The following is a 26,059-nucleotide window of genomic DNA, read 5'->3' as shown; positions in this document are numbered from 1 at the left end:
CTCATGGCGGGGCGCTTGTTTCATTTTAGCTTCGGCGGGACCTGAGAGGGAGAGGCGGGCCGGGATGGGTTTGGAAACCGTGCGGTCCAGAGAGAGCGCCGCGCGGCTCGGTCCTGTCCCCGCTCTCCCGAGGTTCACACCATGTACATGATCTCGCCCGCCGCGGCGGTTCCAACCGCCGCGCCGCTCCCGCTCGCCCAAACCCGTGCTGCCGGCGCTATCTTCGCCGCCGCCGGCCTGCTGCTTCCCCGTCTCGAACGCGGCGAGTGCATCGACGCGACAAAGCTCCGCTCGGCGATGGAAGCCGCATTCGGCGCCTCCGACGCCGCCGGCGCCTGGGACTGGAAGCAGGCCTACGATGCCTGCGAGGCCGCAACGGTCCTTTTCCTCCGCAAGTACGGAAAGGCGCTCTCCCGCAAAGCCGAATCTCCGGCTGCACGGCTGTCCGCTTTGTCGAAGATCGCAGGGCTGATGCCGACGCATACGCGCCGGTCCGAAGAAGCACAGACCTTCCAGCAGTTCTCGACGCCGATTCCGCTCGGCCTGGTCGCCGCAACGGCCGCCGCCATCACGCCCGGCGACCGTGTGCTGGAGCCTTCCGCCGGCACCGGGCTGCTCGCCATCCTGGCCGAGATAGCCGGCGCCTCGCTCATCCTCAACGAGCTTGCCGAGACGCGCGCGGCACTTCTCTCGTGTCTCTTTCCGGGCGTCTCCGCCAGCCGCTTCGACGCCGCCCAAATCGACGACCATCTCGATCCCGGCGCCGTGCCGAGCGTGGTGCTGATGAACCCGCCCTTTTCGGTCATGGCCAATGTCGAGGGCCGCATGGCCGACGCGGCCTGGCGGCACATCGCCTCGGCGCTGTCGCGCCTTGCGCCCGGCGGGCGGCTGGTGACGATCACCGGTGCGAACTTCGCGCCCGACCATCCGACCTGGACCGCCGCCTTCACTCGCCTGCAGGAGCGTGGTCGCATGGTCTTCTCCGCCGCCATCGATGGCTCGGTCTATGCCAAGCACGGCACGACCTTCCCGACGCGCCTCACCGTCATCGACAGGGTGCCGGCGGACGATCCCTCGCTCTTCCCGGATGCTCCCGGCATCGCTCCGGATGCGGCAACGCTCCTCACGTGGATTGAGGAGCGCCTTCCCGCGCGGCCGCCGGTCGTGATGGCCGCCCTTCCCAGCGCGACATCGGCGGTCGCCGCGGCCCGCAAAGTGCACGGCTATCTCACACGCTCGGCGAGTACCACGCCACGCATGTCGATCGCCGAACCGGAAGCTATCGACCTCGCCTATGAGGCTGTCGACTGGCAGGCCGCCGAGAACGGCAAGATCAGCGACGCCATCTATGAGGCCTACGGGCTTCAGGCGATCCGCATTCCCGGCTCGCGGGCTCACCCCACCAAGCTCGTTCAATCGGCGGCCATGGCCTCGGTAGCGCCACCCAAGCCGGGCTACCGGCCGCGCCTACCGAAGAACGTCCTTGACCTGCTCTCGGACGCGCAGCTCGAGACCGTCATCTATGCGGGCGAGGCTCACGCCGAGTATCTCGCCGGCGCCTGGACGCTCGACGAGGCCTTTGACATGGTTAGCGCCGCGGCCGATGACGCGGCGGGGGCCGTGCGCTTCCGGCAAGGCTTCATGATCGGCGACGGCACTGGGGTGGGCAAAGGCCGGGAATCCGCCGCCGTAATCCTAGACAATTGGATGCAGGGCCGTCGTAAGGCGGTCTGGATCTCCAAGTCCGACAAGCTGATCGAGGATGCGCGGCGCGACTGGTCCGCGCTCGGCATGGAGCGCTTGCTGGTCACCCCGCTCTCCCGCTTCCCGCAGGGCAGGCCGGTCACGCTGGCGGAAGGCATCCTGTTCACCACCTATGCCACGCTACGCTCCGACGATCGCGGCGAGAAGGTTTCGCGGGTCAAACAAATCGTCGAATGGTTGGGTCCGGATTTCGATGGGGTCATCATTTTCGACGAGGCGCACGCCATGCAAAACGCCGGTGGCGGCAAGGGCGAACGCGGCGACGCCGCTCCCTCCCATCAAGGCCGTGCCGGCCTGAGGCTACAGCACGCCCTGCCGAACGCCCGCATCGTCTATGTATCGGCGACTGGCGCGACCACCGTCCACAATCTCGCTTATGCCCAGCGGCTCGGCCTCTGGGGCGGCGAGCATTTTCCATTCTCGACCCGCGCCGAGTTCGTCGAGGCGATCGAGGCCGGCGGCGTGGCGGCGATGGAAGTGCTGGCACGCGACCTCAGGGCACTCGGCCTCTACACCGCCCGCTCCCTCTCTTTCAACGGCGTCGAATACGAACTGCTCGAGCATGAGCTGACGCCCGAACAGGTCCGCATCTATGACGCGTACGCTGGGGCCTTCGGCGTCATCCATAACAATCTCGATGCGGCGATGCAGGCGGCCAACATCACCGGCAGCACCGGTACGCTCAATGCCCAGGCCAAGTCGGCCGCGCGCAGCGCCTTTGAAAGCGCCAAGCAGCGCTTCTTCGGTCATTTGTTGACCAGCATGAAGACACCGACCCTGGTCCGCTCCATCACCCACGATCTGGAGGAGGGCCATGCGGCCGTTGTCCAGATCGTCTCGACGGGCGAGGCGCTCATGGAACGGCGGCTGGCCGAACTCCCGACCGAGGAATGGAACGACGTTCGCGTCGACATCACGCCCCGCGAATATGTCCTTGACTACCTAGCCCATTCCTTCCCCGTGCAGCTCTACGAGCCGTACACCGACAGCGAGGGCAATCTGTCGTCGCGCCCGGTCTACCGCGATGGCCAGCCCGTCGAGAGCCGCGAGGCGGTCGCCCGGCGCGACGAGTTGATCGCCAAACTCGCCAGCTTGACGCCTGTCCCCGGCGCGCTCGACCAGATCGTCCAGCATTTCGGGGTGGACATCGTGGCCGAGGTCACCGGTCGCTCGCGCCGCATTGTCCGGAAGGGCGAGCGCCTTGTCGTTGAAAACCGTGCCGGGTCAGCCAACCTCGCCGAGACGCAGGCCTTCATGGATGACCAGAAGCGCGTTCTGGTTTTTTCGGACGCGGGCGGAACGGGGAGGAGCTACCACGCCGAACTGTCGGCCCGGAACACGCGGCTGCGTGTGCATTATCTGCTCGAAGCCGGCTGGAAAGCCGACACCGCCATTCAGGGCCTGGGCCGCACGCATCGCACCAATCAGGCGCAGCCGCCGCTCTTCCGGCCGATCTCGACCAATGTGAAGGCGGAAAAGCGCTTCCTCTCGACGATCGCGCGAAGGCTCGATACGCTAGGCGCAATCACGCGCGGCCAGCGCCAGACCGGCGGCCAGGGCCTGTTCCGGCCAGAGGACAATCTGGAAAGCCACCATGCCCGCGATGCGCTACGGCAACTCTATCTGCTGATCGTACGCGGCAAGGTCGAGGGCTGCTCGCTCGACCGTTTCGAGGCGGCGACGGGTCTCAAGCTGATGGATGCCAATGGCATCAAGGACGAGTTGCCGCCGATCACCACCTTCCTCAATCGCCTGCTCGCACTGACCATTGCGCTGCAGGGCGTGCTGTTCGGTGCCTTCGAGCAACTGCTGGCGGCGCGCATCGAGGGCGCGATCGCGTCAGGCACCTACGACGCCGGGCTGGAGACGCTGCAGGCCGAAAACTTCGTCGTCACCGATCGGCAGGTGATCTACACCCATCCGCGCACTGGCGCCGAAAGCCGCCTGCTCACGATCACCGAACGCAAGCGCAATCGGCCCGTCACGCTCAATGCGGCGCTCGTTCATCTCCGCGATCCGCGTGCCTTACTGCTCATCAACGAGCAATCGGGCCGCGCCGCCGTGCAGATCCCGACCCCCAGCGTCATGCTCGACGATGGCGAGGTCGAGCGACGTGTCCGCCTGATCCGGCCGATGGAAGGCCAGAACATGCCGCTCAAGGCTATGGGCGAAACACGCTGGATCGAGGCCGACCGCGAGGCGTTCATATCTGCCTGGACGGCCGAAATCGCCGGGGTGCCGGAGTTTTCGGACTCGGTCTTGCACATGGTCACCGGCCTGCTGCTACCGATCTGGAAGCGCCTGCCCAACGAGTCGACCCGCGTTTGTCGACTTCAGACCGACGAGGGCGAGCGCCTCATCGGCCGCCGCGTCTCGCCGGCATGGGCCGCCAAGGCCTCTGCGACGAACGTGGTGCTGCTGTCGCCGGAGCAGGCGTTTGCGGTTCTGATGGACGGCCGGACCATCCTCGATCTTGCCGAGGATCTCCAGCTTCGCCGCAGCCGCGTCATGGGCGCATGGCGCATCGAATTGTCCGGCTTCACCGACGCGATGCGCGAGCGCCTCACCGCGTACGGTCTCTTCCACGAGATCATTTCGTGGAAGCTCAGGATGTTCGTGCCGATCGACGCCAACGGGCTCGCCGTGCTGGAGCGCGTGCTCGACCACTTCCCAATCGATCGGGTCAGTGAGCGGGAGGCTGCATGAGTCCGCGTCACGCTGCATGCGACCTGGCACACCGCCTCGGCGCATATGCCGAGGCGGTGTGCCGCCACTACCTCTCCAATGGCCGTCGCCAGGGCAACTATTGGACTGTCGGCGACGTCCGCAATGCGCCGGGCCGCTCGATGTTCGTGCGTCTGCAGCCATCCCCGAAGGGACCTCCAGGCAAATGGACCGACGCCGCTACCGGCGAGCATGGCGACCTGCTTGATGTCATCCGCGAATCCCTCGGACTGGTCAATTTCCGGGACGTCGCCGACGAGGCGCGCGTGTTTCTCGCTATGCCAGATGCCATGCCACCCCGACCGGCCGAGCCGATCACGCAGGTCCCCATTGGCTCTCCGGAAGCGGCTCGCCGACTGGTCGCCATGTCGAAGCCCATTATCGGCACCCTCGTGGAAACGTATTTGCGTGGACGTAGCATTACGACTTTGCACGGAACCACAGCCTTGCAGTTCCATCCACACTGCTACTACCGGCCAGACGATCATGGACCGACCAGGACCTTGCCGGCGATGATCGCTGCTGTCACCGATCTCGATGGACATCTGACCGGCGCGCACCGCACCTGGCTCGCACCGGACGGCGCCGGCAAGGCACTCGTCGACACGCCGCGTCGGGCAATGGGTAACCTCCTCGGTCACGCCGTCCGCTTCGGCGTACCTGGCAGCGTCATGGCGGCAGGCGAAGGCATCGAGACGACGCTGTCGCTCAGATGCGCCTTGCCCGACATGGCGATGGCGGCGGCTCTCTCGGCGGCTCATCTCGCCGCCATCCTGTTCCCGCCGAACCTGCAGCGGCTCTATGTCATCCGCGACAAAGATCCGGCCGGTGACGGTGCCCGCGACAGCCTGCTCGAGCGCGCGATCGACGCCGGGATCGAGGCGATCGTTCTTTCGCCGTTCATGGAGGATTTTAACGAAGATCTCCGCCATTTCGGACTTGCCACCTTCCGCGCCTCGATTGCGGACCAGCTCATGCGCAGGGATCGCATCCGCTATCTGACACGGGCGGCGTGAGGCGGGAAGGGAAGCGCGCGGCGCACGGTGTGGCCGCATCGCATGGATGGGAGCCCGCCGGTAGGGAACCGCGACCCGGCCTTCGAGAGGGCGATCGGCCCACAATCGGGCCGGCCAGGCAATGGCGGCGGCCGACTATTTTCCGCGGCGCGCGACTGCTCGCGAATGGCAGCGATTGGTCGCGACGCCTTTCCATCGCGAGGCAAAATAGCCGGCCGCCGCCATCCTCCGCTACGCTCCGGCCCTCCGCTACGCTGCGGGTGTCGGACCGTCCCGCCCGTGGGCTCTCGTCGCCATGAAGGCCGCGAGGGTCGCGGTCAAACCGACGGGAGCATCCCCATGAGCGAGCACGACGACACCGAACCGCACCACGCCGCTTCTCCGACCGATCACATCCTCACCGAACTCCAGCTCTATGGCTGGCGCCCATTTGCCGACGAGCCCGATCCGCGACCGCTCCCTGGTGGCGACCACGCGGCCGGAGCCGTCGCCGACATCTTTGACGCCCTCATCGCCACCCTGAGCGACACGCGCCTCGAACCCGACCTCGATGACCTCCTCTGGTCCGTCACCAATGTCTTCCACCGAGCTGTACAACGGATCGAGCGGCAACTGGACGACAACGAGCAGGCCCAGCGCCGCCTGCAGCGCGAACAGGACGGCAGCGAGATCAAGGCGGTTGAACTCGAGACACTCACCGCCCAGGGCCAGACCATGATCGAACGGCGCGACGCCTTCGAGCTCATGCGTGACCAGGCCGCCGATCACTACGATCAGCACACCGGCTCGGCCTGGCGACCGCGCACGGGGTCGATGGTCAACCACCACCATCTCACCGCCGCATTGATCGATAGCCGCGACTTCCTCACTGCCAAGCGGCGCGCGGAAACCGAAATCATGTTACCCGCCGGCCCCAAGATCGCCTTCTCCGGCGGCGATACGGCCGATCACGAGCTGATCTGGGCAAAGCTCGACCAAATCCGCGCCAAGCACCCCGACATGGTGCTGATGCACGGCGGATCACCGAAAGGCGCCGAAAAGATCGCCGCCCGCTGGGCCGATCATCGCAAGGTGCAGCAGGTCGCCTTCAAGCCCGACTGGAGCAAACATGCCAAGGCCGCTCCCTTCAAGCGCAACGACCAGATGTTGGCGGTCATGCCGATCGGCGTCATCGTCTTTCCGGGCACCGGCATTCAGGAGAACCTGGCGGACAAGGCTCGCAAGCTCGGTATCCCGGTCTATCGGCTAGGCAACGGCGGCGCATAAGCGCCGCCGCATCAATGCGGTCCTTCACGCCATCGCCATCGCCATTGAATTGCTCCTGAAGTCTACATCTTCTCAGAGTTGCGACCGGCGATCCTTGGAACCGCCGCCATTTCGGGCACGATCTCGGCAAAGCGGCTCTTTACGCCGAACGAGCTGGATTGGGCCTGCCACCGCGAGTGCACAGCGTCATCGCCCAGCTTCATCCTCATTTTCAGCGTGGCGGCTTCCAACGGGACCCATCGCGATCATGGCCGCCCGGTTTCTCGCTCGACGCCCGCCACATCGCGCGACAGCTTGCTCAGGCTCTCCTGTAGCACGGGCGTCGCGCCAACAACGCCCGCTGCTCCTGACTTGAAGATGACCACACCCGCGATCCATTGCGCTGATCCTTGGTCCGGCCGACGGCCTGACGCCATCAACCCGCAAGGGGTCGGACTACGCGAAGCGTGCCGCCGCTCCGGCTTCACCTTCGCGGTGATTGCGGCCATCGGCCGAACACATCGGGCGCCTGTCAGCGGGGGAGGGTCCTCCGCTTCAAACAGGAGCCGGATCGATGTCCTTCGCCGACGCACATGCCTTCGCCTTCAGCCTCGCCGCCACTCTCATGGTCACCATCGTCATCTTTCGTGCTGGCGACGGCACTCTCTCGGTCGTCCCGGCTAACGAGTATGACGGCGACGACACAGCCATCATCGGCGAAATTGACCCATTCACCCCATGACGGGGCGGACATCGCGCTTGGCGATGCAAGAACACCGGCGGGTTTCGCCCGCGCTTTTCCCTTGCTATGCTGTGCACTGCGCCAGGTGGTGGTGGAAGGCGCAATCACCAGAGTCATTCTCTCGGAGACACCACCATGATCATCCTCGGCATTCTCCTTTGCATCGCGGCCATCGGCATCTTGTGCTGGTTGCTCTTCACGCTTGCTATCGTCGCCCTCCCTTTGGTCGTCGGCGTCAACGCAAGTACATGGGCATTCAACACCGGTACCGGCTGGCTTGGCGCGATCCTTGTCGGCATCCTCGCAGCCGGGTTGACACTCGGCGTCGGCCAAATCCTCCTCTGCGTTATCAGGCCAATGTGGGCAAAGCTGGCGATCGCGATGGTCTTCGTCGCTCCCGCGATCGTTGCCGGATACCATACCACTCATGGCATCGCGAATCACATGATGCCTTCGGAAGTCTGGCAGGTCGTCTTTTCCGTCATTGGCGCGATCGCCGTCGGCGTCACGGCATATCTGCGGGTCGCGGGCATGGCCGCCGCCGACCAATCCGGTAGGGACATGGTTCGAGCTTAAACCCGCGCGAGCGAGGCGGGTGGACCAGAGCGATGAAGGCTTGGCCTCCTTGTCCTCGGTGGTTGGAGCACTCGGGATGCATGCCATGGATCGAGCAACGGCCACGTGCCGGCGCGGCCCCGTCTGTGGACTTGGACATTTTTCGGTCGATGCCGCATGGCAGGCCGACCAATCGGTGGCAGGACGGCAGCGCGGCCGGTGACTGCCGCGCTGGAGGTGCGTGGGGTTCCCGGCGTTTGGAATGCGTGGACGACGCCAGTGAACTCGCAACGATCTGCTGGAGGCTCGTTGTTCGCCAACGTCGCCGTTGCCAATCTGTCCCAAGAGCGCTCCAAACCGCCTCTTCAATGGGCTGATCTGGCCGAAGGACGGCTGAAGCCTCGACCGCCTAGGCCGCAACGGCGCGTCTCTACTTTCTTCCCCTGCCGGCTCCCACCCCATGCCGCAAGGGCATGGGGACCCCGAGCACCGCCATTCCTCGCGAGACAAGAAAGTCGTTCCTGCGCCGTCCTCCGCGTTGCTCCGGTCGCAAGCGATGCGTCGTCGCTCGCCTCCGGCCAAGTGATCGCCATCGAGGCCGCATGGTGCGGGCTCGGGATCAGAAAATGGAGACTTACAATGGCTACCATCGGCACCTTCAAGAAGTCCGCCTCGAACGAGTTCACCGGTGAAATCGTCACCCTCAGCGTCCAGGCCAAGAACGTGCGCATCGTCCCAGACACACGCGCCACTGGCGAGAACGCTCCCAGCCACCGGGTGCTGGTCGGCCGCGCCGAGATCGGTGCCGCATGGTCGAAGACCTCCAACGAGGGCCGCGACTACCTGGGTCTCAAGCTCGACGATCCGAGCTTCAACGCCCCGATCTACGCCAACCTCTTCGACGACGAGGAAGGTGAGGGTTTCTCGCTCATCTGGTCCCGCCCGAACGCACGGCGGGGTGACTAAGGACCCGCGCAGGCCCCGGCCGGAAGGCCGGGGCCTTCTTCCGCGGACGTCCGGTTCGGTTCTCCCAAGCTGAGAGCGATGCCGAAACCGCATCGCCCGATGCTGATCAACCATCCTCCGCTGGCAAAATTGCTTCTATAAAATGCAGGCTCACTCTGTGAAGAGGAGGCAAGCGATGATCGAGCCGTTTGACGAAACCGCGCCGACCAGTGACGAACTCACCGAATACGATCGGGACCACGTCAAGCTCTATATGCGCCTGCTTGACGCCGCCGACGACGGTGCGGACTGGCGCGAGGTGGTCGAAATCCTCTTCGGCATTGATCTGACGAAGGAGCCACAACGCGCCCGGCGCATCCACGACAGCCATCTGGCGCGAGCGCGCTGGATGGCGCGTGCAGGCTACCGTCATCTCTTGCGTCGACCCGGCAGCTAGCACCACAGCACCTGTGGTTCGCGGGTGATGCCGAAGCGGCATCACCCGATGCCCAGCAAGAGTCTTCCGCCAATCGCTACAACACGGAATCGTTCGGAGGCGGGGTTTACGCGTTGTTTGCGAGGAGCTCTTGGATGAGGCCGGATACGTCGCATTGGCGAGACAATGACAGTTACGACTATTTCGATACATTACCCATCGAGGGGCTCGCCTGGGAGTGTCTGCGGCGTCACGAACCCTATCAACGGCACTACCAAGCGCTCCTGACCACAAGAGCCGAAAAAGCACCGTTCCCCCCTGAGGCACAGCGGCAGTGGGGGTTACGATTTCCCGGCCAGGCCGGATTTGTCCGCCTTGGCGCAAGACGTTTTCTGGTCGCCTGACGTCGATCCAGCTGTGGTTTCTCTCGTGCCGGCGCCGGAATTTCTGTCTTCCTTGCGATCGACGCCGTTGACCGGCCCGGGCGTGCTCCACGACAGCCCGGAAGGACGTCACACTGTCCATAGTGCAGGTGTCGCCACTCAACTTTTGCTTCTGCCCGGTAGTGAGCCGCACGGTCCTTTGGCGGCGCTGATCCCCCTGGATGCAGAGACGTTGGGACGGATCGAAGCACTCGCCCGTTTCTGGCGTTCCTTGCAGGGGCGCCCCCCACCTTCGGACACGCGGATGACCCCGCAGCAGCGCCGCCGCTTTCGACTGATGATGCAGGCCGCTGACGGCCACTCGAATGGCGCGAGCTACCGCGACATTGCGATCGCGCTTTACGGGTCTAAGCGCGTCGCCGCCGATCCCTGGAAGACCTCCGCGCTGCGCGATGCGGTGATCGGCCTGGTCGAAGGCGCCACCGCCATGATCGGCGGCGGCTATTTGCAAATCCTGCGTCATCGCCGTCGATCCTAGCGGGTCTGGCCGCGCAAAGGGGGTGGAGTTTTAGCCCCCCTCAACTTCCCCATCCCTTGCGAAGCCCATTCTCCGCCACCGTGGTCTCCGCCCACCGCTGAACGCCAGCGGTTGCCCAAAACCCCACGGAGGTTCGACCCATGCGACCCGATATCGCCGTTTTGCCGCCGCGCTTCCTGCGCACCAAGGAAGCCGCGGATTTCCTCAGCCTGTCCGCCCGCACGCTCGAAAAGCACCGTACCTATGGCACTGGCCCTTCCTACCGCAAGCTCGGCGGCCGTGTCGTCTATGCCGTCGACGATCTTCAGGCTTGGGCCGAACGCGGCGCTGTCACCTCAACATCCGACCCTCGTGGGTCGGTCCTGCCGGCCAAGCGTCACATGCCGACGCCGCAGACGCACGGCGGACGATACACACGCTGATCGCGCGCGGATTCCAAATGGCGACGCGAAACCAATCCCTTTCGGAGCGCGGGCAGCTTGACCTGTTCAGGGCGCTGCCTGGCGACTTCGCCCCACGAGATGCGCAGGATCTCATGGCCTATCCGTTCTTCTCCCTCTCCAAGACCCATCGCGTCGCGCCAATCGACTTCACGGCCGGCAACGTCACGATCCGGGTCGAAGCCGTACCCGATCATGGCATGGCGACCATCTGGGACGCCGACATCCTGATCTGGGCCGCAAGCCAGATCGTCGAGGCGCGCGACGCGGGCCTTCGCACCTCGCGTCTGATGGCCGCCACGCCCTATGAGATTCTGACCTTCGTTGGCCGCGGCAAGAGCCTGCGCGACTATCAGCGCCTGAAGGCGGGGCTTGACCGGCTGCAGTCGACCACCGTCTCGACGACGATTCGTCAGCCCGCCGAAGGCCGGCGTCACCGCTTCTCATGGATCAATGAGTGGCAGGAGCGCATCGATCGCCATGGCAAACCCGCGGGGATCGAGTTGATCGTCCCCGACTGGTTCTACCAGGCAGTCCTCGATGACGCGCTCGTGCTGACGATCGATCGCGCCTATTTCGACCTCACTGGCGGGCTGGAGCGCTGGCTCTATCGGCTGGTGCGCAAGCATGGCGGACGCCAGCCCGACGGCTGGCGCTTCGACTTCCGTCACCTGCACCAGAAATCCGGCAGCCTGTCACCCCACAAGCGCTTTGCCTTCGAGCTACGCGACATCATCCGCCGCCAGCCGCTGCCCGGCTACACGCTCTTCCTCGAAGTGGAGATGGGCGGCCGGACGCTGCTCGCTTTCGAGCGGATCGGCTTCTGTGGAAAGCCTGTGGGCGGCATCGTGCTATCCGGAACCGGAACTATCGTGCCATCGGGAACCGCAGGCTCGTGCTATCAGGAACCCAAACGGGGCCTAACCCTTAGAAAGCAAAGCCGAAATCGCGCCCTTAACTTAGACTCTAACCCCGACTCTAACTCTGAAGAGCGCGCGCGCGATGTGCAGAGGCTCGTCCGGCGAGCCAGCCACGCACTCAGCGTAACCACCAACAACACCCCCCAAACGTCGACGGTTTCTGGCGGTCGCAACACGGCAACCAGCGTCTCTGACGCCCCGAATCCGCCTCTTGATCCGCGCTCGAAAGCCACCCGACGATCGCCGCACTCCGCAATCAAAAGAGCCGTGTCGGCAAGGCAACTTTGACGCTGCTTCTCGCCGGTGAATTGACCTGCAAGGGAAATCAGTTCGCGACCTTCGTCGTGCGCCCGACCACCGACATGACGACTCAGGAGCGCGCACGCATCGCCGCTTTCGAGCACGACCTCCTCGTCGCCAACACGCTGCCCGCGAGGCTCGCGCGCGCATTTCCCACTGCATCAGGAGAACCGAAATGACTGGCACCGCGGCTCCCCGCATGCGCGGCGCATTCCCGGCCACGGACCACGCTGCCGATAATCTCGTCCATGTCGAACTGACCTGGGTCGAGAAGAGGATCGAGAACTGGATACGGTTCGGCACGCCCGCCCACGAACAGATTGTTGATCGTCGCCGGCGCATCCTGTCCTATCGTCCCGGCGCGGTCTTCGCCTTCGTGCGGTGGGCCGCGAACGACTTCGGAACGATCATCTCACGCATCGATATCGTGCGTGCGGTATCACGTGGCGAAGCCTATCAGACACTGCCCTTCGTGCGGCCTGGCGGCGACATCCTTCTGAAGGTCGAGAGCTGGCCCAAGGTCGAACGCGTGCTGCAGGCGATCGACGCCATCCAGCGCCTCGACATCGAGCCTGAGTTGGTGTCGCCCGATCATTGGCGGCACATCCACAACCGGATAACCGCAGGCCACGAGCCGCGCAGCTACACACTCGACCAACATCGCGCCTTCCTGCTGCGCAAGAGGACCGAGCCGTGACGCGCGCCGGGATCATCCTCGCCAGCGTTGTCGCAACCATGGGCGTCGGCTATCCCGGCCTCACTTCGACGCCCACGAAGCTCATCTGGAATGCGTCAGCCAGCGCACCGATCGGCTTCTATACGATCGACTTTCACGGACCGTTCGAGGTCACCGATCTTGTCGCCGTCGACGCCCCCGAGCCACTCGCGGCGTTCCTCGCCGATCGCGGCTATCTGCCGAGGGGCGTGCCACTCTTGAAGCGCATCCTTGGCGTTTCCGGGCAACGAGTCTGTCGCTCGAACCTCACCATCACCGTCGACGGTATCGAGGCGGGCGCGGCGCTCGAGCGTGATCGGGCCGGCCGTGACCTGCCGGTCTGGCAGGGCTGCCGCCGCATCGCGAGCGGCGAAGTCTTCCTGATGAACTGGCAGGTCCGCGACAGTCTCGATGGNACGCTACTTCGGCCTCCTCGCCACCAGCCAGATCATCGGCCGCGCCGTCCCACTGTGGACGGACGAGGGCGGCAACGGCCGCTTCGAAGGCGCGCGCCAATGCGGTGAGCGCGCGACCGGCGGCGCGTGTCGGGCCGCCAGCCCACCACCGCACAACTGAAAACAGGAGCCTGACATGCAGCAGATCGGAGAATTCACGCGCCAGAAGACTGGCTATAACGGGCGCATCCACACGCTCAGCCTCAACCTGGATATCGCCATTGTGGCGGCAGAGGCGAGCGAAACGGAGAATGCGCCTGACTACCGCATTCACGCCGGAAACGAGGACGGCCCCGAGATTGGTGCCGGCTGGAAACGCTCCAGCGAAAAGGCCGGAGACTATGTCTCGATCCAGCTCGACGACCCGACCTTCGCGCAGCCGATACGCGCGAACCTCTTTCGCAATGGCGACGACAAAACGTCCTGGTCGCTGCACTGGGCGCGCCCGCGCGACCGCAGCGGGAAGGATTGAACGATGCGCGCTCGCCGTCCGTCGACGAGCCATCGCGGTGCGCCCGGGCCGCTTCGCGCTGCCCGGCGCATGGCTCTGCTCCTCCTTTGCGGCCTGTCCGTTGCGACCGTCATGCCGGCGGCGACCTTGGCGCAGGAAACACCTCTCACACGATCGTCGCAGCGCGATCCTTTCGGCACGCAAATCAGCGAAGCCTCGCACCGCTTCGGCGTTCCGACCGCGTTGATACGCGCCATCATGCGCAAGGAGAGTGCGGGCGATGTGCGCGCCGTCTCCAGCGCGGGTGCCCGCGGCTTGATGCAGATCATGCCGGGTACATGGGATTACCTGCGCGCCCGCTGGTCGCTCGGCCGCGATCCGTTCGATCCTCGCGACAATATCATGGCAGGAACGGCGTACCTGCGCGAACTGCACGATCGCTTCGGCTCACCGGGGTTTCTGGCCGCCTACAATGCGGGACCTGCACGCTACGAAGCCTACCTTACCGGACGGCCGTTACCGGCCGAGACCCGCGCCTATGTCGCAGCACTTGCCCCCCTGATGGGTGAAAGCGAGGGTATGCGCCCTTTCGCAGTCACGTCTGTCGAGGCCATTCCGTGGAAGCACGGCTCGCTCTTCGTCGGTCAGCCGGATCGCATACAGGCTGTCGCTCTCGTGCCGGCCGAGCGACCACCAAATGACGCGAGCTCTGCACCCACCGTGCGCGATATCTCCGCCATCGTGCGCGATATCTCCGCCATCGTGCCGCTGTCCGAAGACCTCTTCGTGGCGCGAGCCGGCGACAGGATCCAGCCATGAGCGCGCATGGGCGTTTTCGCGCAACCGCATGCTCCCGCGCACCGTGGCGTGGATGGAGGCGGAAGGTGGGCAGAACAACCGGAAGATGGCGAGATAAAAGGCCGCGAGGTGCGGCGTCGGTCGGTTGTGTTGTTTCAATAGGTTATGCAGCATTTCCGCGAGGTGCGAAGGTTTCGCGCACCTCGGCGGAACACCCATTTACCTGTGATTTCCGTGTTTTGACACGATGTGCGGATCTTCGTCATGAACGGTGAGGATGGATTCCGAATCCGGCCCGGCCGCATCCGCTCATCGGGCACCCAGCGCGCCAGGCCCTTCATCGCGCAGGCGCTTGCCGCCGCCCAGAAGGCGGGCGCCCGTATCTCTCGCTCCGGCCGGATCCGTCCGGGTAATCGCTCGACCTTCGGGCGTGGCCGCTCGGCGAGCGTGCGCGCCAATCGTCTCCTCACCGGCCGCTCGCGCACCGTGATCATCAAGACACGGCTGGTGCGACATCACGCGCGCGCCGCGCCGCTTGCCGCCCATCTCAGCTATCTGCGCCGCGAGGGCGTCACCCGTGACGGGGAGAAGGCAAGGCTGTTCGGGCCGAAAGTCGGGGAGGTGGATGACGGTGCTTTTGCCGAGCGGTGCAGCGATGGTCGGCACCACTTCCGCTTCATCGTCTCGCCGGAAGATGCCGTCGAAATGGCGGATCTCAAATCCTTCGCCCGCGATCTGATGGGCCAAATGGAAAAGGACCTCGGCACGAAGCTCGATTGGGCCGGCGTCGATCACTGGAACACCGACAATCCGCACCTTCATATCATTTTGCGCGGCCAGACTGATGATGGGCAGGATCTTGTGATCTCCCGCGATTACATCAAGGAGGGGATGCGCGCCCGCGCCGCCGACCTTGTTACGCAGGAGCTCGGCCCGCGCACCGATGTCGACATCCATCGCAATCTGGAGCGCCAGGTCGAAGCCGAACGCTGGACCCAACTTGATCGGCAGCTTGTTCGCGATGGCCGCGACACAGGCGTTGTCAATCTTGCGTCCCCGGCGAACGCTCAGCCCGATGAGTATCACGTGCTGAAGGTCGGGCGGGTGCGCAAGCTCGAAACCCTTGGCCTTGCCGAACAGGTCGGCCCAGGCCAATGGATGATCGGCGAAAAGGCCGAGGAGACGCTGCGCGAGCTTGGTGAGCGCGGCGACATCATCAAGCGTATGCATCGCGCCTTGACAGAACAGGGCATCGAGCGCGGCGCGGCGAACTATGTGCTGGCGGCGGAGCGCCTTGACTCGCCTATCGTCGGTCGGCTGGTCGACCGCGGCCTTGATGATGAGCTGAAGGGCAGCGCCTACGCCGTGGTCGATGGCACCGACGGCCGCACACATCACATCAAGCTGTCCGATCTCGATGCCGCCGGCGACAGCGCTCCGGGTTCGATCGTCGAGCTGCGCAAGTTCAGTGACGCGCAGGGACATGGTCGCGTGGCGCTCGCTGTCCGTTCCGATCTCGATATTGAGCGGCAGGTTACCGCCGCCGGCGCCACCTGGCTCGATCGCCAGAACACCGCCTGCGAACCGATTGCGTTGTCGGAAGGCGGCTTCGGCGCCGAGGTGCGGCAGGCGATGCAGCTCCGTGCCGACCACCTCGTCCAACAGGGCCTCGGCGAGCGGCATGGCCAACGCACAACCTTCACCCGCAACCTAATAGACACGCTGCGTCGCCGCGAGTTGGAGGCGCTCGGCGAAAAGCTCTCGGCCGAAACCGGCCAGCCGTTCAACCGCGTTCGCAGTGGTGAGTTTGTGGCCGGTTCCTACCGGCACCGTTTCACGCTCGCCTCCGGCCGCTTCGCCATGATGGATGACGGCCTCGGTTTCCAACTGGTGCCCTGGACGCCGTCTCTCGAAAAGCATCTTGGCCGCCACGTCTCGGGCGTCGCTCGCGATGACGGCGGCATCGACTGGAGCTTCGCCCGCAAGCGGAGCCTCGGTCTCTAACCTCGTTGTGAAGAAAGGACCGCTTCTATGTCCGCCACCAAGATACTCTGGGGCCAGATCCTCGCGGTCTTGATGATCGTTCTGATCACTACCTGGAGCGCGACGCAATGGGTAGCCTGGCGCCTGGCATTCCAGCCCGAGCTCGGCAGGCCATGGTTCCGTGTCCTGGGCTTTCCGTTTTACCTTCCGCCGTCATTCTTCTGGTGGTGGTATGGCTTCGATGCCTACGCGCCGTCGATCTTCGTAGAGGGAGCCTTTATCGCGGCTTTCGGCGGTTTCGCCTGCGTCGCCGTCGCCATCGGCATGTCGGTCTGGCGGGCTCGAGAGGCCAAGAAGGTCGAGACCTACGGCTCCGCCCGCTGGGCCGACAAGCAGGAGGTCAAGGCAACGGGCCTTCTCGGCCCCGATGGTGTGGTGCTTGGACGATATGACAGCGCCTATCTGCGCCACGATGGGCCGGAGCATGTGCTGTGCTTCGCGCCCACACGTTCGGGCAAGGGTGTCGGCCTCGTCGTCCCGTCGCTGCTGACCTGGCCGAGCTCCGCCGTCGTTCACGACATCAAGGGCGAAAACTGGCAACTCACCGCGGGTTTTCGCGCCAGGCATGGCCGGGTCCTGCTGTTTGATCCGACCAATCCGAAATCCTCATCCTACAACCCGCTGCTCGAGGTGCGCCGCGGCGAATGGGAAGTCCGCGACGTTCAAAACATCGCTGACATCCTGGTCGATCCCGAAGGCTCGCTCGAGCGGCGAAACCATTGGGAGAAAACCAGCCACGCCCTTCTGGTCGGCGCAATCTTGCACGTCCTCTACGCCGAGAAGGACAAGACGCTTGCCGGCGTTGCCGGTTTCCTCTCCGATCCGAAGCGTCCGATCGAATCGACGCTGTCCGCGATGATGAAAACAGCCCATCTGGGTGAGGGCGGTCCGCACCCGGTCATCGCCAACGCCGCGCGGGAACTCTTGAACAAATCAGACAACGAACGCTCCGGCGTGCTGTCCACCGCCATGTCGTTTCTTGGCCTCTATCGCGATCCTGTCGTGGCAGAGGTCACGCGCCGCTGCGACTGGCGCATCAGCGACCTTATCGACGACGAGCATCCGACGACGCTCTACCTCGTCGTGCCGCCGTCCGACATCAGCCGGACCAAGCCGCTCATTCGCCTGATCCTCAACCAGATCGGCCGCCGCTTGACTGAAGATCTGCAGGTGAGGGCGAAAGGGCACCGGCTGCTCCTGATGCTCGACGAGTTCCCGGCGCTTGGCCGCCTCGACTTCTTCGAGTCGGCGCTCGCCTTCATGGCCGGCTACGGGCTGAAAAGCTTCCTCATCGCTCAATCCCTCAATCAGATCGAGAGGGCGTACGGCGCCAACAATTCAATCCTCGACAACTGCCATGTCCGGGTGAGCTTTGCCACTAACGATGAGCGCACCGCCAAGCGGGTGTCCGACGCGCTGGGAACAGCGACCGAGATGAGGGCCATGAGGAACTATGCCGGCCACCGGCTGTCGCCGTGGCTCGGTCATCTCATGGTCTCCCGCTCCGAGACGGCTCGGCCGCTGCTCACGCCTGGAGAAGTGATGCAACTGCCGTCCACCGACGAGATCGTCATGGTTTCGGGTGCGCCGCCTATCCGCGCCAAAAAGGCGCGCTATCATGAGGATGCTCGCTTCCAGGAACGTATCCTGCCGCCGCCGGTGCTGACGGCGGCGGCGGAGGAGGGGAGGCCCGACGACTGGACGAAACTGCCTCTGCCTTCCCGTCCGCAGATTGCTGAAGCCACGTCGGCGCCGTCGGCCACGGATGACGACACAACTGATTCCGAGCGTCTTCGGCAACCCGAGCTCAGTCGTGTCGAGCAGGTCGTGAAGCCTTCGACCGAGAACGAATTCGAGATCGATCGCATAGACGACGTGGAGGACGAGGTTGCCCGCAACCGTCGGCTGACGCGTCTGATGCAAGGCATTGCGCGACAGGTGTCGCTCGACCCCGGCGACGGCGTGGATATGTGAGGCTCCCATGGTAAAGCCACCCCGCAAACAACGCCTGTCCGTCTATCTCGATCCGAAGGTCATGAGCAGGCTGGCCGAACATGCGGCGCGTCGAGATTTTTCACGGTCGCTCGTCGCCGAGGCGGCCATCGAGTCGTTCCTCTCACCCGATGCCGCCGAGCGACAGGAGGCGGCGATCACCAAGCGGCTCGACCAGCTCGATCGCCGCATGGCACGCCAGGAGCGCGATGTTGGAATTGCGGTGGAGACGCTCGCCGTTTTCGTCCGCTTCTGGCTGGCGACAACACCAGCGTTGCCCGAGCCCGCGGGGCAGGCTGCCCATGCCAAGGCGGGCGAGCGCTATGATGCCTTTGTCACCGCGCTCGGCCGGCGCCTGGCAAAAGGTCCAAAGCTTCGCCAGGAGATCTCCGAGGACATCGATGGCGGCCTGGACACCCACCAGCCCGGCAGGCCCGTGGGCTAAATGGACGGGAGGACTGAGATTTTGCAAGCCTCGATCAGGATTCTTGGTTGAAAATTATAGTCTGTATGCTATAAGGCAGGCGAATGAAAAACCAAAAGCCCACGGTGTGGATGGGATCCTCGAAGGGCGACCTGCGCGAGTTTCCGGTCGATGTTCGCCGGTTGATGGGTGTCGCAATCAACGACGCCCAGAATGGTGAGGAGCACCCGGCTGTCAAAGCCCTGAAAGGGTTTGGGGGCCGCAGCATCCTCGAGGTGATCGACGACTTCGACGGAGATACCTACCGGGCCGTCTATGCGGTGCGCTTTGCCGGGGTGATCTACGTGCTTCATTGCTTCCAGAAGAAGTCGAAGAAGGGCAGGGAGACACCCAAGCACGAAATCGATCTCGTGACAGTGCGATTGAAGGCGGCCGAGGCGCACTACCGCGAAAACTATGGGAAAGGAACAAAGTCATGACAGAAGACATCACCGCCGAAGTGAGCAGCGGCAACGTGTTTGCGGACCTTGGCTTTGACAATCCCGAAGAGGAATTGCTCAAGGCCAAGCTGGCCCGCGAGATCCGCGCCATTATCAAGCGCCGGCGCCTGACCCAGGCGAAGTCGGCTGAACTGCTCGGGATGAAACAGCCGGATGTCTCCGCCATCGTCACCGGGCGAACGGGCAAGTTCTCGATAGATCGCCTCGTGCGTTGCCTCGATCGGCTCGATTACAAGGTGGATGTTGTGGTGCGCCATAAGCCTCGACGGTCAACTCGTGCTGAGGCCGCTTGACCAGACGGCTTTGCCGACGAGCGCACAATTGACGGCGAGCGCCGCCCTTGCCTGAAGATCGTCAGCCTTTGATTGCCGGTCGGCACCGCCAATCTCCTGTATTTGCACGCTACGCCACTACGCCTCGACATAGGTGTTGAAACCACTCGAGATGTGGCTCTCTTAATCATCCCCGTCCAGGGGGCGCCCATGTCCCCCGGATCGAAACGGGGACAGGATGGCGGCTTCGCATCACAATTCAGAAGGTCTGGCGCGCGGCGCACGTATGTTGCGCACAGCGCTCGGACCCGCGATCGCGAGCTATCTCGACGACGCGGGCGTCGTTGAAGTGATGCTCAACCCCGATGGGCGTTTGTGGATCGATCGCCTGTCCGAGGGCTTATCCGACACCGGAGAGCGTTTGTCGGCGGCGGACGGCGAACGCATCGTTCGCCTCGTTGCTCATCATGTCGGTGCCGAAGTCCATGCCGGCTCCCCACGTGTCTCGGCCGAGCTGCCGGAGACGGGGGAGAGGTTCGAGGGGCTTCTTCCTCCCGTCGTCGCGGCGCCCGCCTTCGCGATCCGCAAGCCCGCCGTCGCCATCTTCACCCTCGAAGACTATGTCGCGGCCGGGATCATGTCGCCGTGCCAGGCGGACACACTTCGGTTGGGCGTTGCCAACCGCGCGAACATCCTCGTTGCAGGCGGCACATCCACGGGCAAGACCACGCTGATCAACGCGCTGCTCGCTGAAGTGGCAAAGACCGCCGATCGCGTCATCATCATTGAGGATACGCGGGAACTGCAATGCGCCGCGCCAAATCTCGTGGCGATGCGCACGAAAGACGGTGCCGCGTCTCTATCTGATCTTGTTCGCTCATCGCTGCGCCTGCGGCCCGACCGCATTCCGGTCGGCGAGGTGCGCGGGGCCGAGGCTCTCGAGCTGCTCAAAGCCTGGGGGACCGGCCACCCCGGCGGCCTCGGGACGATCCACGCCGGCAGCGCCATTGGCGCGCTCCACCGCATGGAACAGCTCATCCAGGAAGCCGTCGTCACGGTCCCGCGGGCGCTGATCGCCGAAACAATCGATCTGGTGGCCGTCCTTTCCGGCCGCGGCTCCGCGCGCCGGCTGTCCGAACTCGCTTGTGTCGATGGGCTGCGCCCGGACGGTGATTACCGGGTCGCGCCAGCTGTCCTTGAGGGCGACGACAGCACAACCTTGGTCATCCAAAGCCCTGAAGGAGAAAATCCGTGATCCAACGCCTGCGCCTCGGGCGCCATCGTCTTGCCATGACTGTTTCCGTTGGCACGCTCTTCCTGGTGATGGCCGCGCCCGCTTATGCCTCCGGCTCGTCGATGCCGTGGGAACAGCCGCTGCAACAGATCCTCCAGTCGATCGAAGGCCCGGTCGCCAAGATCATGGCGGTGATCATCATCATCGTCACCGGCCTGACGCTCGCCTTCGGCGACACGTCGGGCGGCTTCCGCCGGCTCATCCAGATCGTGTTCGGCCTGTCCATCGCTTTCGCGGCGTCGAGCTTCTTCCTGTCGTTCTTCTCGTTCGGCGGCGGAGCGCTGGTCTGATGGTGGGCGCTGTCGAACAGGGCGGCCCAATGCCGGATTATACAGTACCGGGTTATACGGTCCTCGTGCACCGCGCGCTGACCGAGCCGATCCTGCTCGGCGGCGCCCCGCGCGCCATCGCCATCATGAACGGGACGCTCGCGGGCGCCGTGGGGCTGGGGCTGCGTCTGTGGCTCGTCGGTATCGCCATCTGGGCGATCGGCCATGTTGCCGCCCTCTGGGCCGCCAAGCGCGATCCGCTTTTCGTCGACGTAGTTCGCCGGCATCTGCGCATCCCGGCGCATCTCACGGTCTGAGGGGGGCCATCGGATGATGAATCTTGCCGAATATCGCAATCGTAGCAGCCGGCTCGCTGACTTCCTGCCCTGGGTGGCATTGGTCGGCGCCGGAATCATCCTCAACAAGGACGGCAGCTTCCAGCGGACCGCGCGCTTTCGCGGTCCCGATCTCGACAGCGCCGTCCCCGCCGAACTTGTCGCTGTCGCCGGCCGGCTCAACAATGCCCTTCGCCGCCTCGGCTCCGGCTGGGCGATCTTCGTGGAGGCGCAGCGCCATGCCTCGACCGGCTATCCCGACAGCCGCTTTCCAGATGCGGCCTCCACGCTGGTCGATGCGGAGCGAAAGGCGGGCTTCGAGGAGGCCGGCGCGCATTTCGAGTCCAGCTACTTCCTGACTCTCACCTATCTTGCGCCCGCCGAAGACACCGCCCGCGCGGAAAGCTGGCTTTACGAAGGGCGCGAGCGGAAGGGCCTGGACCCTAATGCGGTGCTGACCGGCTTCGCTGACCGCAGCGACCGCGTCCTGCGCCTTGTCGAAGCCTTCATGCCGGAGTGCCAGTGGCTCGATGACGCCGAGACGCTGACCTATCTGCATGGCTGCGTCTCGACCAATCGCCACCGTGTCCGCGTTCCCGAAACGCCGATGTATCTCGATGCCATGCTGGCCGACCAGCCGCTGACAGGCGGGCTTGAGCCGCGGCTTGGCGCGTCGAATCTTCGCATTCTCACGCTCACGGGTTTCCCGACCGCGACCACGCCGGGTCTGCTCGACGAACTGAACCGGCTGGCCTTCCCGTATCGCTGGTCGACACGCGCGATCCTGCTCGACAAGACCGATGCCACCAGGCTGCTGACAAAGATCCGGCGTCAATGGTTCGCCAAGCGCAAGTCGGTCGCCGCGATCCTCAAGGAAGTGATGACCAACGAAGCGTCCGTCCTCGTGGACACCGACGCCGCAAACAAGGCCGCTGATGCCGACATGGCGCTGCAGGAGCTCGGCGCCGACTATGCGGGCATGGCTTATGTCACCGCGACGGTGACTGTTTGGGACGATGATCCTGGCATCGCCGACGAAAAACTGCGCCTGGTCGAAAAGGTCATCCAGGGCCGCGATTTCACGGCGATCATCGAAACCATCAATGCCGTCGACGCCTTGCTCGGCAGCCTGCCGGGTCATGTCTACGCCAACGTCCGACAGCCTCCCATCTCCACGCTCAATCTCGCCCACATCATACCGCTTTCAGCGGTGTGGGCGGGCGCTGTGCGGGACGAGCATTTTGCGGCGCCCCCTCTGCTCTTCGGCAAGACCGAAGGCTCGACCCCGTTCCGGCTTTCGCTTCACGTCGGTGACGTCGGCCATACGCTGATCGTCGGCCCGACCGGCGCGGGCAAGTCCGTGCTCTTGGCACTGATGGCGCTGCAATTCCGCCGGTATGAAGGCTCGCAGGTTTTCGCCTTCGATTTCGGCGGTTCGATCCGCGCGGCGGCACTCGCCATGGGCGGCGACTGGCATGATCTCGGCGGCGATCTCAGCGATGGAGCGTCCGATAGCGTCAGTCTTCAGCCGTTCGCGCGCATTCACGATGTCCCCGAGCGCGCCTGGGCCGCCGACTGGATCGTGGCGATCCTGACGCGTGAGAATGTAACGATCACGCCTGAGATCAAGGAGCATATCTGGACGGCGTTGAGTTCTCTGGCGTCCGCGCCTGTCGAGGAGCGCACCATCACCGGCCTGGTCGTGCTGCTGCAATCAAACGATCTCAAGCAGGCATTGCGCCCCTATTGCGTCGGAGGTCCCTATGGCCGCCTGCTCGATGCCGAGCACGAGCATATCGGNATATCGGATCGGCGTCGGTCCAGGCATTCGAAACCGAGGGGCTGATCGGAACAGGTGCCGCGCCCGCCGTCCTGTCCTATCTCTTCCATCGCATCGAGGACCGGCTCGATGGCTCGCCAACCCTTCTCATCATCGACGAAGGCTGGCTTGTGCTGGACGACGAGGGCTTTGCCGGCCAGCTCCGCGAATGGCTAAAGACGCTGCGCAAGAAGAACGCCAGCGTCATCTTCGCCACGCAGTCGCTCAGCGACATTGACGGCTCGGCAATCGCGCCCGCGATCATCGAGAGCTGCCAGACCCGGCTTCTGCTGCCAAACGAGCGCGCAATCGAGCCGCAGATCACGGCGATCTATCGTCGATTCGGCCTCAACGATCGGCAGATCGAGATCATCGCGCGGGCGATGCCAAAGCGCGACTATTACTGCCAGTCCCGACGCGGCAACCGGCTGTTCGAGCTCGGTCTGTCCGATGTGGCGCTCGCGCTCTGCGCTGTGTCCTCGAAGACCGACCAGGCCGCGATCGCCCGCATCTTCGCCGAGCACGGCCGCGACGGATTCCTCGCAGCCTGGCTTAGCCACCGTGGCGTCGGCTGGGCCGCTGAACTCGTTCCCGCCATAACCAGCCCCGCCCTAACCAGCCCCGCCCTCACCAACAAGGAGAAGTCCCCATGAAACAACGCCGTTCCCTTGGCATGCGGTTCGCCGCCGCACTGCTTGTCGCTCCTGCCGCGCTCTCGCCTTTCCTGACGACACCGGCACAGGCCTTGATCGTTTTCGATCCCTCGAACTATTCGCAAAACGTCCTGACGGCAGCGCGCTCGCTCGAACAGATCACCAACCAGATCACCTCGCTCCAGAACCAGGCGCAGATGCTCATCAACCAGGCGCGCAATCTCGCAAGCCTGCCGTTCTCCTCGCTGGAACAGCTTCAGCAGTCCGTGCAGCGTACGCAGCAACTGCTCAGTCAGGCGCAGAACGTTGCCTATGACGTGCGGCAGATCGATCAGGCCTTCCAGCAGAAATACGGCAACGTCTCGCTATCGGCTTCGGATCAGCAACTCGTCGCCGACGCGCGCTCGCGCTGGGGCAACACGGTTGGTGGCCTTCAGGATGCCATGCGTGTGCAGGCGGGCGTCGTCGGCAACATTGACACCAATCGCAGTGAGATGTCGGCACTGGTCGGCCAAAGCCAGGGTGCGACGGGCGCGCTTCAGGCAACACAGGCCGGCAACCAGCTCCTCGGGCTTCAGGCGCAGCAGCTTGCCGATCTCACCGCTGTCGTCGCCGCGAATGGTCGGGCGCAAGCGTTGCAATCGGCCGAGCAGGCCACCGCCGCCGACCAGGGCCGGGAGCAGCGCCGCCGCTTCCTGACGCAGGGCTCGGGCTACCAACCCGGCAGTGCGCAGATGTTCTATGGCAAGAACTGAGGCCGGAGCGATGGATGGCAAGATCCTCGCTCGTGTCAGTGCGGTCGTCTTCATCGCGGTCGCTTTGACAGTGACCGCGATCGAGATGAGCAGCAAGGACGATGAGCCTGACGCCCTTGGGACACGGGACCGTTCCACCGCGTCACAAGACCTGCTCGCGTTCGAATTGCGCCGCTGTTCCGGGATCGGCGAGGCCGGTCCTCGCGATCCCGGTTGTCTGAAAGCCTGGGCAGAGAGCCGGCGCCGGTTTCTCCGTCAACGTGACTCGGCAACCGCGCCTGCGCCGGTAGCGCCGACAACGCTGTTTCCGAATGTGCCCGCGTCAGGCGACCGGCAAGAAGGGGAGGGGACGGATGTGACCGCTCCCGCGATGCAGGTCGAGCCGCCTCGGCCGGAGCCGCGCTGACATGGGTGGCATGGGCGTCATCGACCATTTCCTCGAAGTCTTCACACGCTACATCGACAGCGGCTTCGGCCTGCTCGGCGGCGAGGTGGGCTTCATCGCCACAACTCTGATCGTCATCGACGTGACGCTGGCGGCGCTCTTCTGGTCCTGGGGTGCCGACGAGGACATCATGGCGCGCCTCGTCAAGAAGACGCTCTTCGTCGGCGTCTTCGCCTACCTCATTTCCAACTGGAACAATCTCGCCCGCATCGTCTTCGAAAGCTTCGCCGGGCTTGGCCTGAAGGCCTCGGGTACGGGTTTTACCGTCAACGATCTCATGCGCCCGGGCAAGGTGGCGCAGACCGGGCTCGATGCCGGCCGGCCGTTGCTGGACTCGATCTCGAACATGATGGGCTATTGGTCCTTCTTCGAGAACTTCATCCAGATCGCCTGCATGTTCTTCGCCTGGGCGCTGGTGCTGCTGGCCTTCTTCATCCTGGCGATCCAGCTCTTCGTCACCCTGATCGAGTTCAAGCTGACGACGCTCGCCGGTTTCGTGCTGATACCCTTCGGTCTGTTCGGCAAATCCGCGTTCATGGCCGAGCGGGTGCTTGGCAACGTCATCTCGTCCGGCATCAAGGTGCTCGTGCTCGCCGTCATCATCGGCATCGGCTCAACCCTTTTCTCCGAGTTCACTTCCGGATTCGGCGGGACCACGCCGTCGATCGACGACGCCATGGCGATCGTGCTGGCCGCGCTGTCGCTGCTCGGCCTTGGCATATTTGGACCTGGTATCGCCAACGGTCTCGTCTCCGGCGGCCCGCAGCTCGGCGCGGGTGCGGCGGTCGGCACCGGGCTCGCCGCCGGCGGCATGGCAGCAGTGGGCACAGC

26 protein-coding genes and 2 pseudogenes are annotated in these 26,059 nt (G+C 64.6%); all 28 read left to right on the top strand.

The window, feature by feature from the left end; genetic code table 11:
* Window positions 1–141: 141 nt before the first annotated feature.
* Window positions 142–4,470, top strand: coding sequence for a strawberry notch family protein (locus tag X756_RS138610; RefSeq protein ID WP_023731563.1), 4,329 nt, complete (start codon window positions 142–144; stop codon window positions 4,468–4,470).
* On the top strand, window positions 4,467–5,504 hold the full coding sequence (locus X756_RS138615) for a toprim domain-containing protein (protein ID WP_023731562.1): 1,038 nt from the start codon (window positions 4,467–4,469) through the stop codon (window positions 5,502–5,504). Before X756_RS138610 ends, X756_RS138615 begins: the two co-directional genes overlap by 4 nt.
* 339 nt (window positions 5,505–5,843) lie before the next feature.
* A complete protein-coding gene (locus X756_RS138620) occupies window positions 5,844–6,770 on the top strand; it encodes a DUF2493 domain-containing protein (protein WP_023731561.1) in 927 nt (308 codons plus the stop codon).
* Window positions 6,771–7,323: 553 nt separating this feature from the next.
* Window positions 7,324–7,491 (top strand): hypothetical protein, encoded by a 168-nt coding sequence (locus X756_RS1000000169535; protein WP_023731559.1) that lies wholly within the window; start codon window positions 7,324–7,326, stop codon window positions 7,489–7,491.
* Between the two features lie 135 nt (window positions 7,492–7,626).
* Window positions 7,627–8,067 (top strand): hypothetical protein, encoded by a 441-nt coding sequence (locus tag X756_RS138625; protein ID WP_023731558.1) that lies wholly within the window; start codon window positions 7,627–7,629, stop codon window positions 8,065–8,067.
* Window positions 8,068–8,685: 618 nt separating this feature from the next.
* A complete protein-coding gene (locus tag X756_RS138630) occupies window positions 8,686–9,012 on the top strand; it encodes a DUF736 domain-containing protein (RefSeq protein WP_023731557.1) in 327 nt (108 codons plus the stop codon).
* 142 nt (window positions 9,013–9,154) lie between these two features.
* On the top strand, window positions 9,155–9,448 hold the full coding sequence (locus X756_RS138635; RefSeq protein ID WP_081726974.1) for a DUF2285 domain-containing protein: 294 nt from the start codon (window positions 9,155–9,157) through the stop codon (window positions 9,446–9,448).
* A gap of 134 nt (window positions 9,449–9,582) precedes the next feature.
* Window positions 9,583–9,831: a DUF6499 domain-containing protein gene (locus X756_RS1000000170140; protein ID WP_081727466.1), complete on the top strand. Its 249-nt coding sequence runs from the start codon at window positions 9,583–9,585 to the stop codon at window positions 9,829–9,831.
* Complete coding sequence (locus tag X756_RS0135550; protein WP_348524282.1) at window positions 9,803–10,348, top strand: DUF2285 domain-containing protein; 546 nt, start codon at window positions 9,803–9,805, stop codon at window positions 10,346–10,348. The genes X756_RS1000000170140 and X756_RS0135550 overlap by 29 nt, the downstream gene beginning before the upstream one ends.
* Window positions 10,349–10,488: 140 nt before the next feature.
* A complete protein-coding gene (locus X756_RS138640; RefSeq protein WP_023731555.1) occupies window positions 10,489–10,770 on the top strand; it encodes a helix-turn-helix domain-containing protein in 282 nt (93 codons plus the stop codon).
* 17 nt (window positions 10,771–10,787) lie between these two features.
* Window positions 10,788–11,996 (top strand): replication initiator protein A, encoded by a 1,209-nt coding sequence (locus X756_RS138645; protein WP_023731554.1) that lies wholly within the window; start codon window positions 10,788–10,790, stop codon window positions 11,994–11,996.
* The gene (locus X756_RS138650; RefSeq protein ID WP_023731553.1) at window positions 11,993–12,187 is read left to right on the top strand and encodes a hypothetical protein; all 195 of its coding nucleotides are present in this window, start codon (window positions 11,993–11,995) and stop codon (window positions 12,185–12,187) included. The genes X756_RS138645 and X756_RS138650 overlap by 4 nt, the downstream gene beginning before the upstream one ends.
* Window positions 12,184–12,705, top strand: a complete 522-nt coding sequence (locus X756_RS138655) for a DUF2840 domain-containing protein (protein WP_023731552.1) — start codon at window positions 12,184–12,186, stop codon at window positions 12,703–12,705. The genes X756_RS138650 and X756_RS138655 overlap by 4 nt, the downstream gene beginning before the upstream one ends.
* Window positions 12,702–13,299, top strand: a pseudogene (locus X756_RS02450) (S26 family signal peptidase). The gene X756_RS138655 and the pseudogene X756_RS02450 overlap by 4 nt, the downstream one beginning before the upstream one ends.
* Before the next feature lie 15 nt (window positions 13,300–13,314).
* Window positions 13,315–13,650, top strand: coding sequence for a DUF736 domain-containing protein (locus X756_RS138660; protein ID WP_023731550.1), 336 nt, complete (start codon window positions 13,315–13,317; stop codon window positions 13,648–13,650).
* Between the two features lie 3 nt (window positions 13,651–13,653).
* On the top strand, window positions 13,654–14,448 hold the full coding sequence (locus X756_RS138665; protein ID WP_023731549.1) for a lytic transglycosylase domain-containing protein: 795 nt from the start codon (window positions 13,654–13,656) through the stop codon (window positions 14,446–14,448).
* A 243-nt stretch (window positions 14,449–14,691) separates the two neighbouring features.
* Complete coding sequence (locus tag X756_RS138670; RefSeq protein WP_023731548.1) at window positions 14,692–16,431, top strand: VirD2 family relaxase/mobilization nuclease; 1,740 nt, start codon at window positions 14,692–14,694, stop codon at window positions 16,429–16,431.
* Between the two features lie 27 nt (window positions 16,432–16,458).
* Entirely contained in the window at window positions 16,459–18,444 is a 1,986-nt protein-coding gene (locus X756_RS138675; protein ID WP_023731547.1) for a conjugal transfer protein TraG, read from the top strand.
* A gap of 7 nt (window positions 18,445–18,451) precedes the next feature.
* Window positions 18,452–18,907 carry a ribbon-helix-helix domain-containing protein gene (locus tag X756_RS138680; RefSeq protein WP_023731546.1) on the top strand — a complete coding sequence of 152 codons (456 nt, stop codon included), beginning with the start codon at window positions 18,452–18,454 and terminating at the stop codon, window positions 18,905–18,907.
* Window positions 18,908–18,990: 83 nt separating this feature from the next.
* Complete coding sequence (locus tag X756_RS138685; RefSeq protein WP_023731545.1) at window positions 18,991–19,365, top strand: type II toxin-antitoxin system RelE/ParE family toxin; 375 nt, start codon at window positions 18,991–18,993, stop codon at window positions 19,363–19,365.
* Window positions 19,362–19,679: a helix-turn-helix transcriptional regulator gene (locus tag X756_RS138690; protein ID WP_023707464.1), complete on the top strand. Its 318-nt coding sequence runs from the start codon at window positions 19,362–19,364 to the stop codon at window positions 19,677–19,679. The genes X756_RS138685 and X756_RS138690 overlap by 4 nt, the downstream gene beginning before the upstream one ends.
* 217 nt (window positions 19,680–19,896) lie before the next feature.
* Window positions 19,897–20,913 (top strand): P-type conjugative transfer ATPase TrbB, encoded by a 1,017-nt coding sequence (gene trbB / locus X756_RS138695; RefSeq protein WP_023731544.1) that lies wholly within the window; start codon window positions 19,897–19,899, stop codon window positions 20,911–20,913.
* 35 nt (window positions 20,914–20,948) lie between these two features.
* Window positions 20,949–21,242, top strand: coding sequence for a TrbC/VirB2 family protein (locus X756_RS138700; RefSeq protein ID WP_081731038.1), 294 nt, complete (start codon window positions 20,949–20,951; stop codon window positions 21,240–21,242).
* Window positions 21,243–21,271: 29 nt separating this feature from the next.
* Entirely contained in the window at window positions 21,272–21,538 is a 267-nt protein-coding gene (locus tag X756_RS138705; RefSeq protein WP_245264589.1) for a VirB3 family type IV secretion system protein, read from the top strand.
* A gap of 13 nt (window positions 21,539–21,551) precedes the next feature.
* Window positions 21,552–24,028 (top strand): annotated as a pseudogene (gene trbE, locus X756_RS01000000166115) (conjugal transfer protein TrbE).
* On the top strand, window positions 24,025–24,783 hold the full coding sequence (gene trbJ / locus X756_RS138710) for a P-type conjugative transfer protein TrbJ (RefSeq protein WP_023731539.1): 759 nt from the start codon (window positions 24,025–24,027) through the stop codon (window positions 24,781–24,783). Before trbE ends, trbJ begins: the two are co-directional and overlap by 4 nt.
* Window positions 24,784–24,793: 10 nt before the next feature.
* Window positions 24,794–25,189: a putative entry exclusion protein TrbK-alt gene (gene trbK-alt, locus X756_RS138715; protein WP_023731538.1), complete on the top strand. Its 396-nt coding sequence runs from the start codon at window positions 24,794–24,796 to the stop codon at window positions 25,187–25,189.
* Between the two features lies 1 nt (window position 25,190).
* The coding region (trbL, locus tag X756_RS138720; RefSeq protein ID WP_023731537.1) for a P-type conjugative transfer protein TrbL at window positions 25,191–26,059 on the top strand (869 nt) is incomplete at its 3' end.

Source organism: Mesorhizobium sp. LNJC405B00 (assembly GCF_000502615.1).
Lineage (GTDB): Bacteria > Pseudomonadota > Alphaproteobacteria > Rhizobiales > Rhizobiaceae > Mesorhizobium.
The sequence above is the reverse complement of the archived record's forward strand: the minus strand, read 5'-3'. Positions and strand labels throughout refer to the sequence as shown.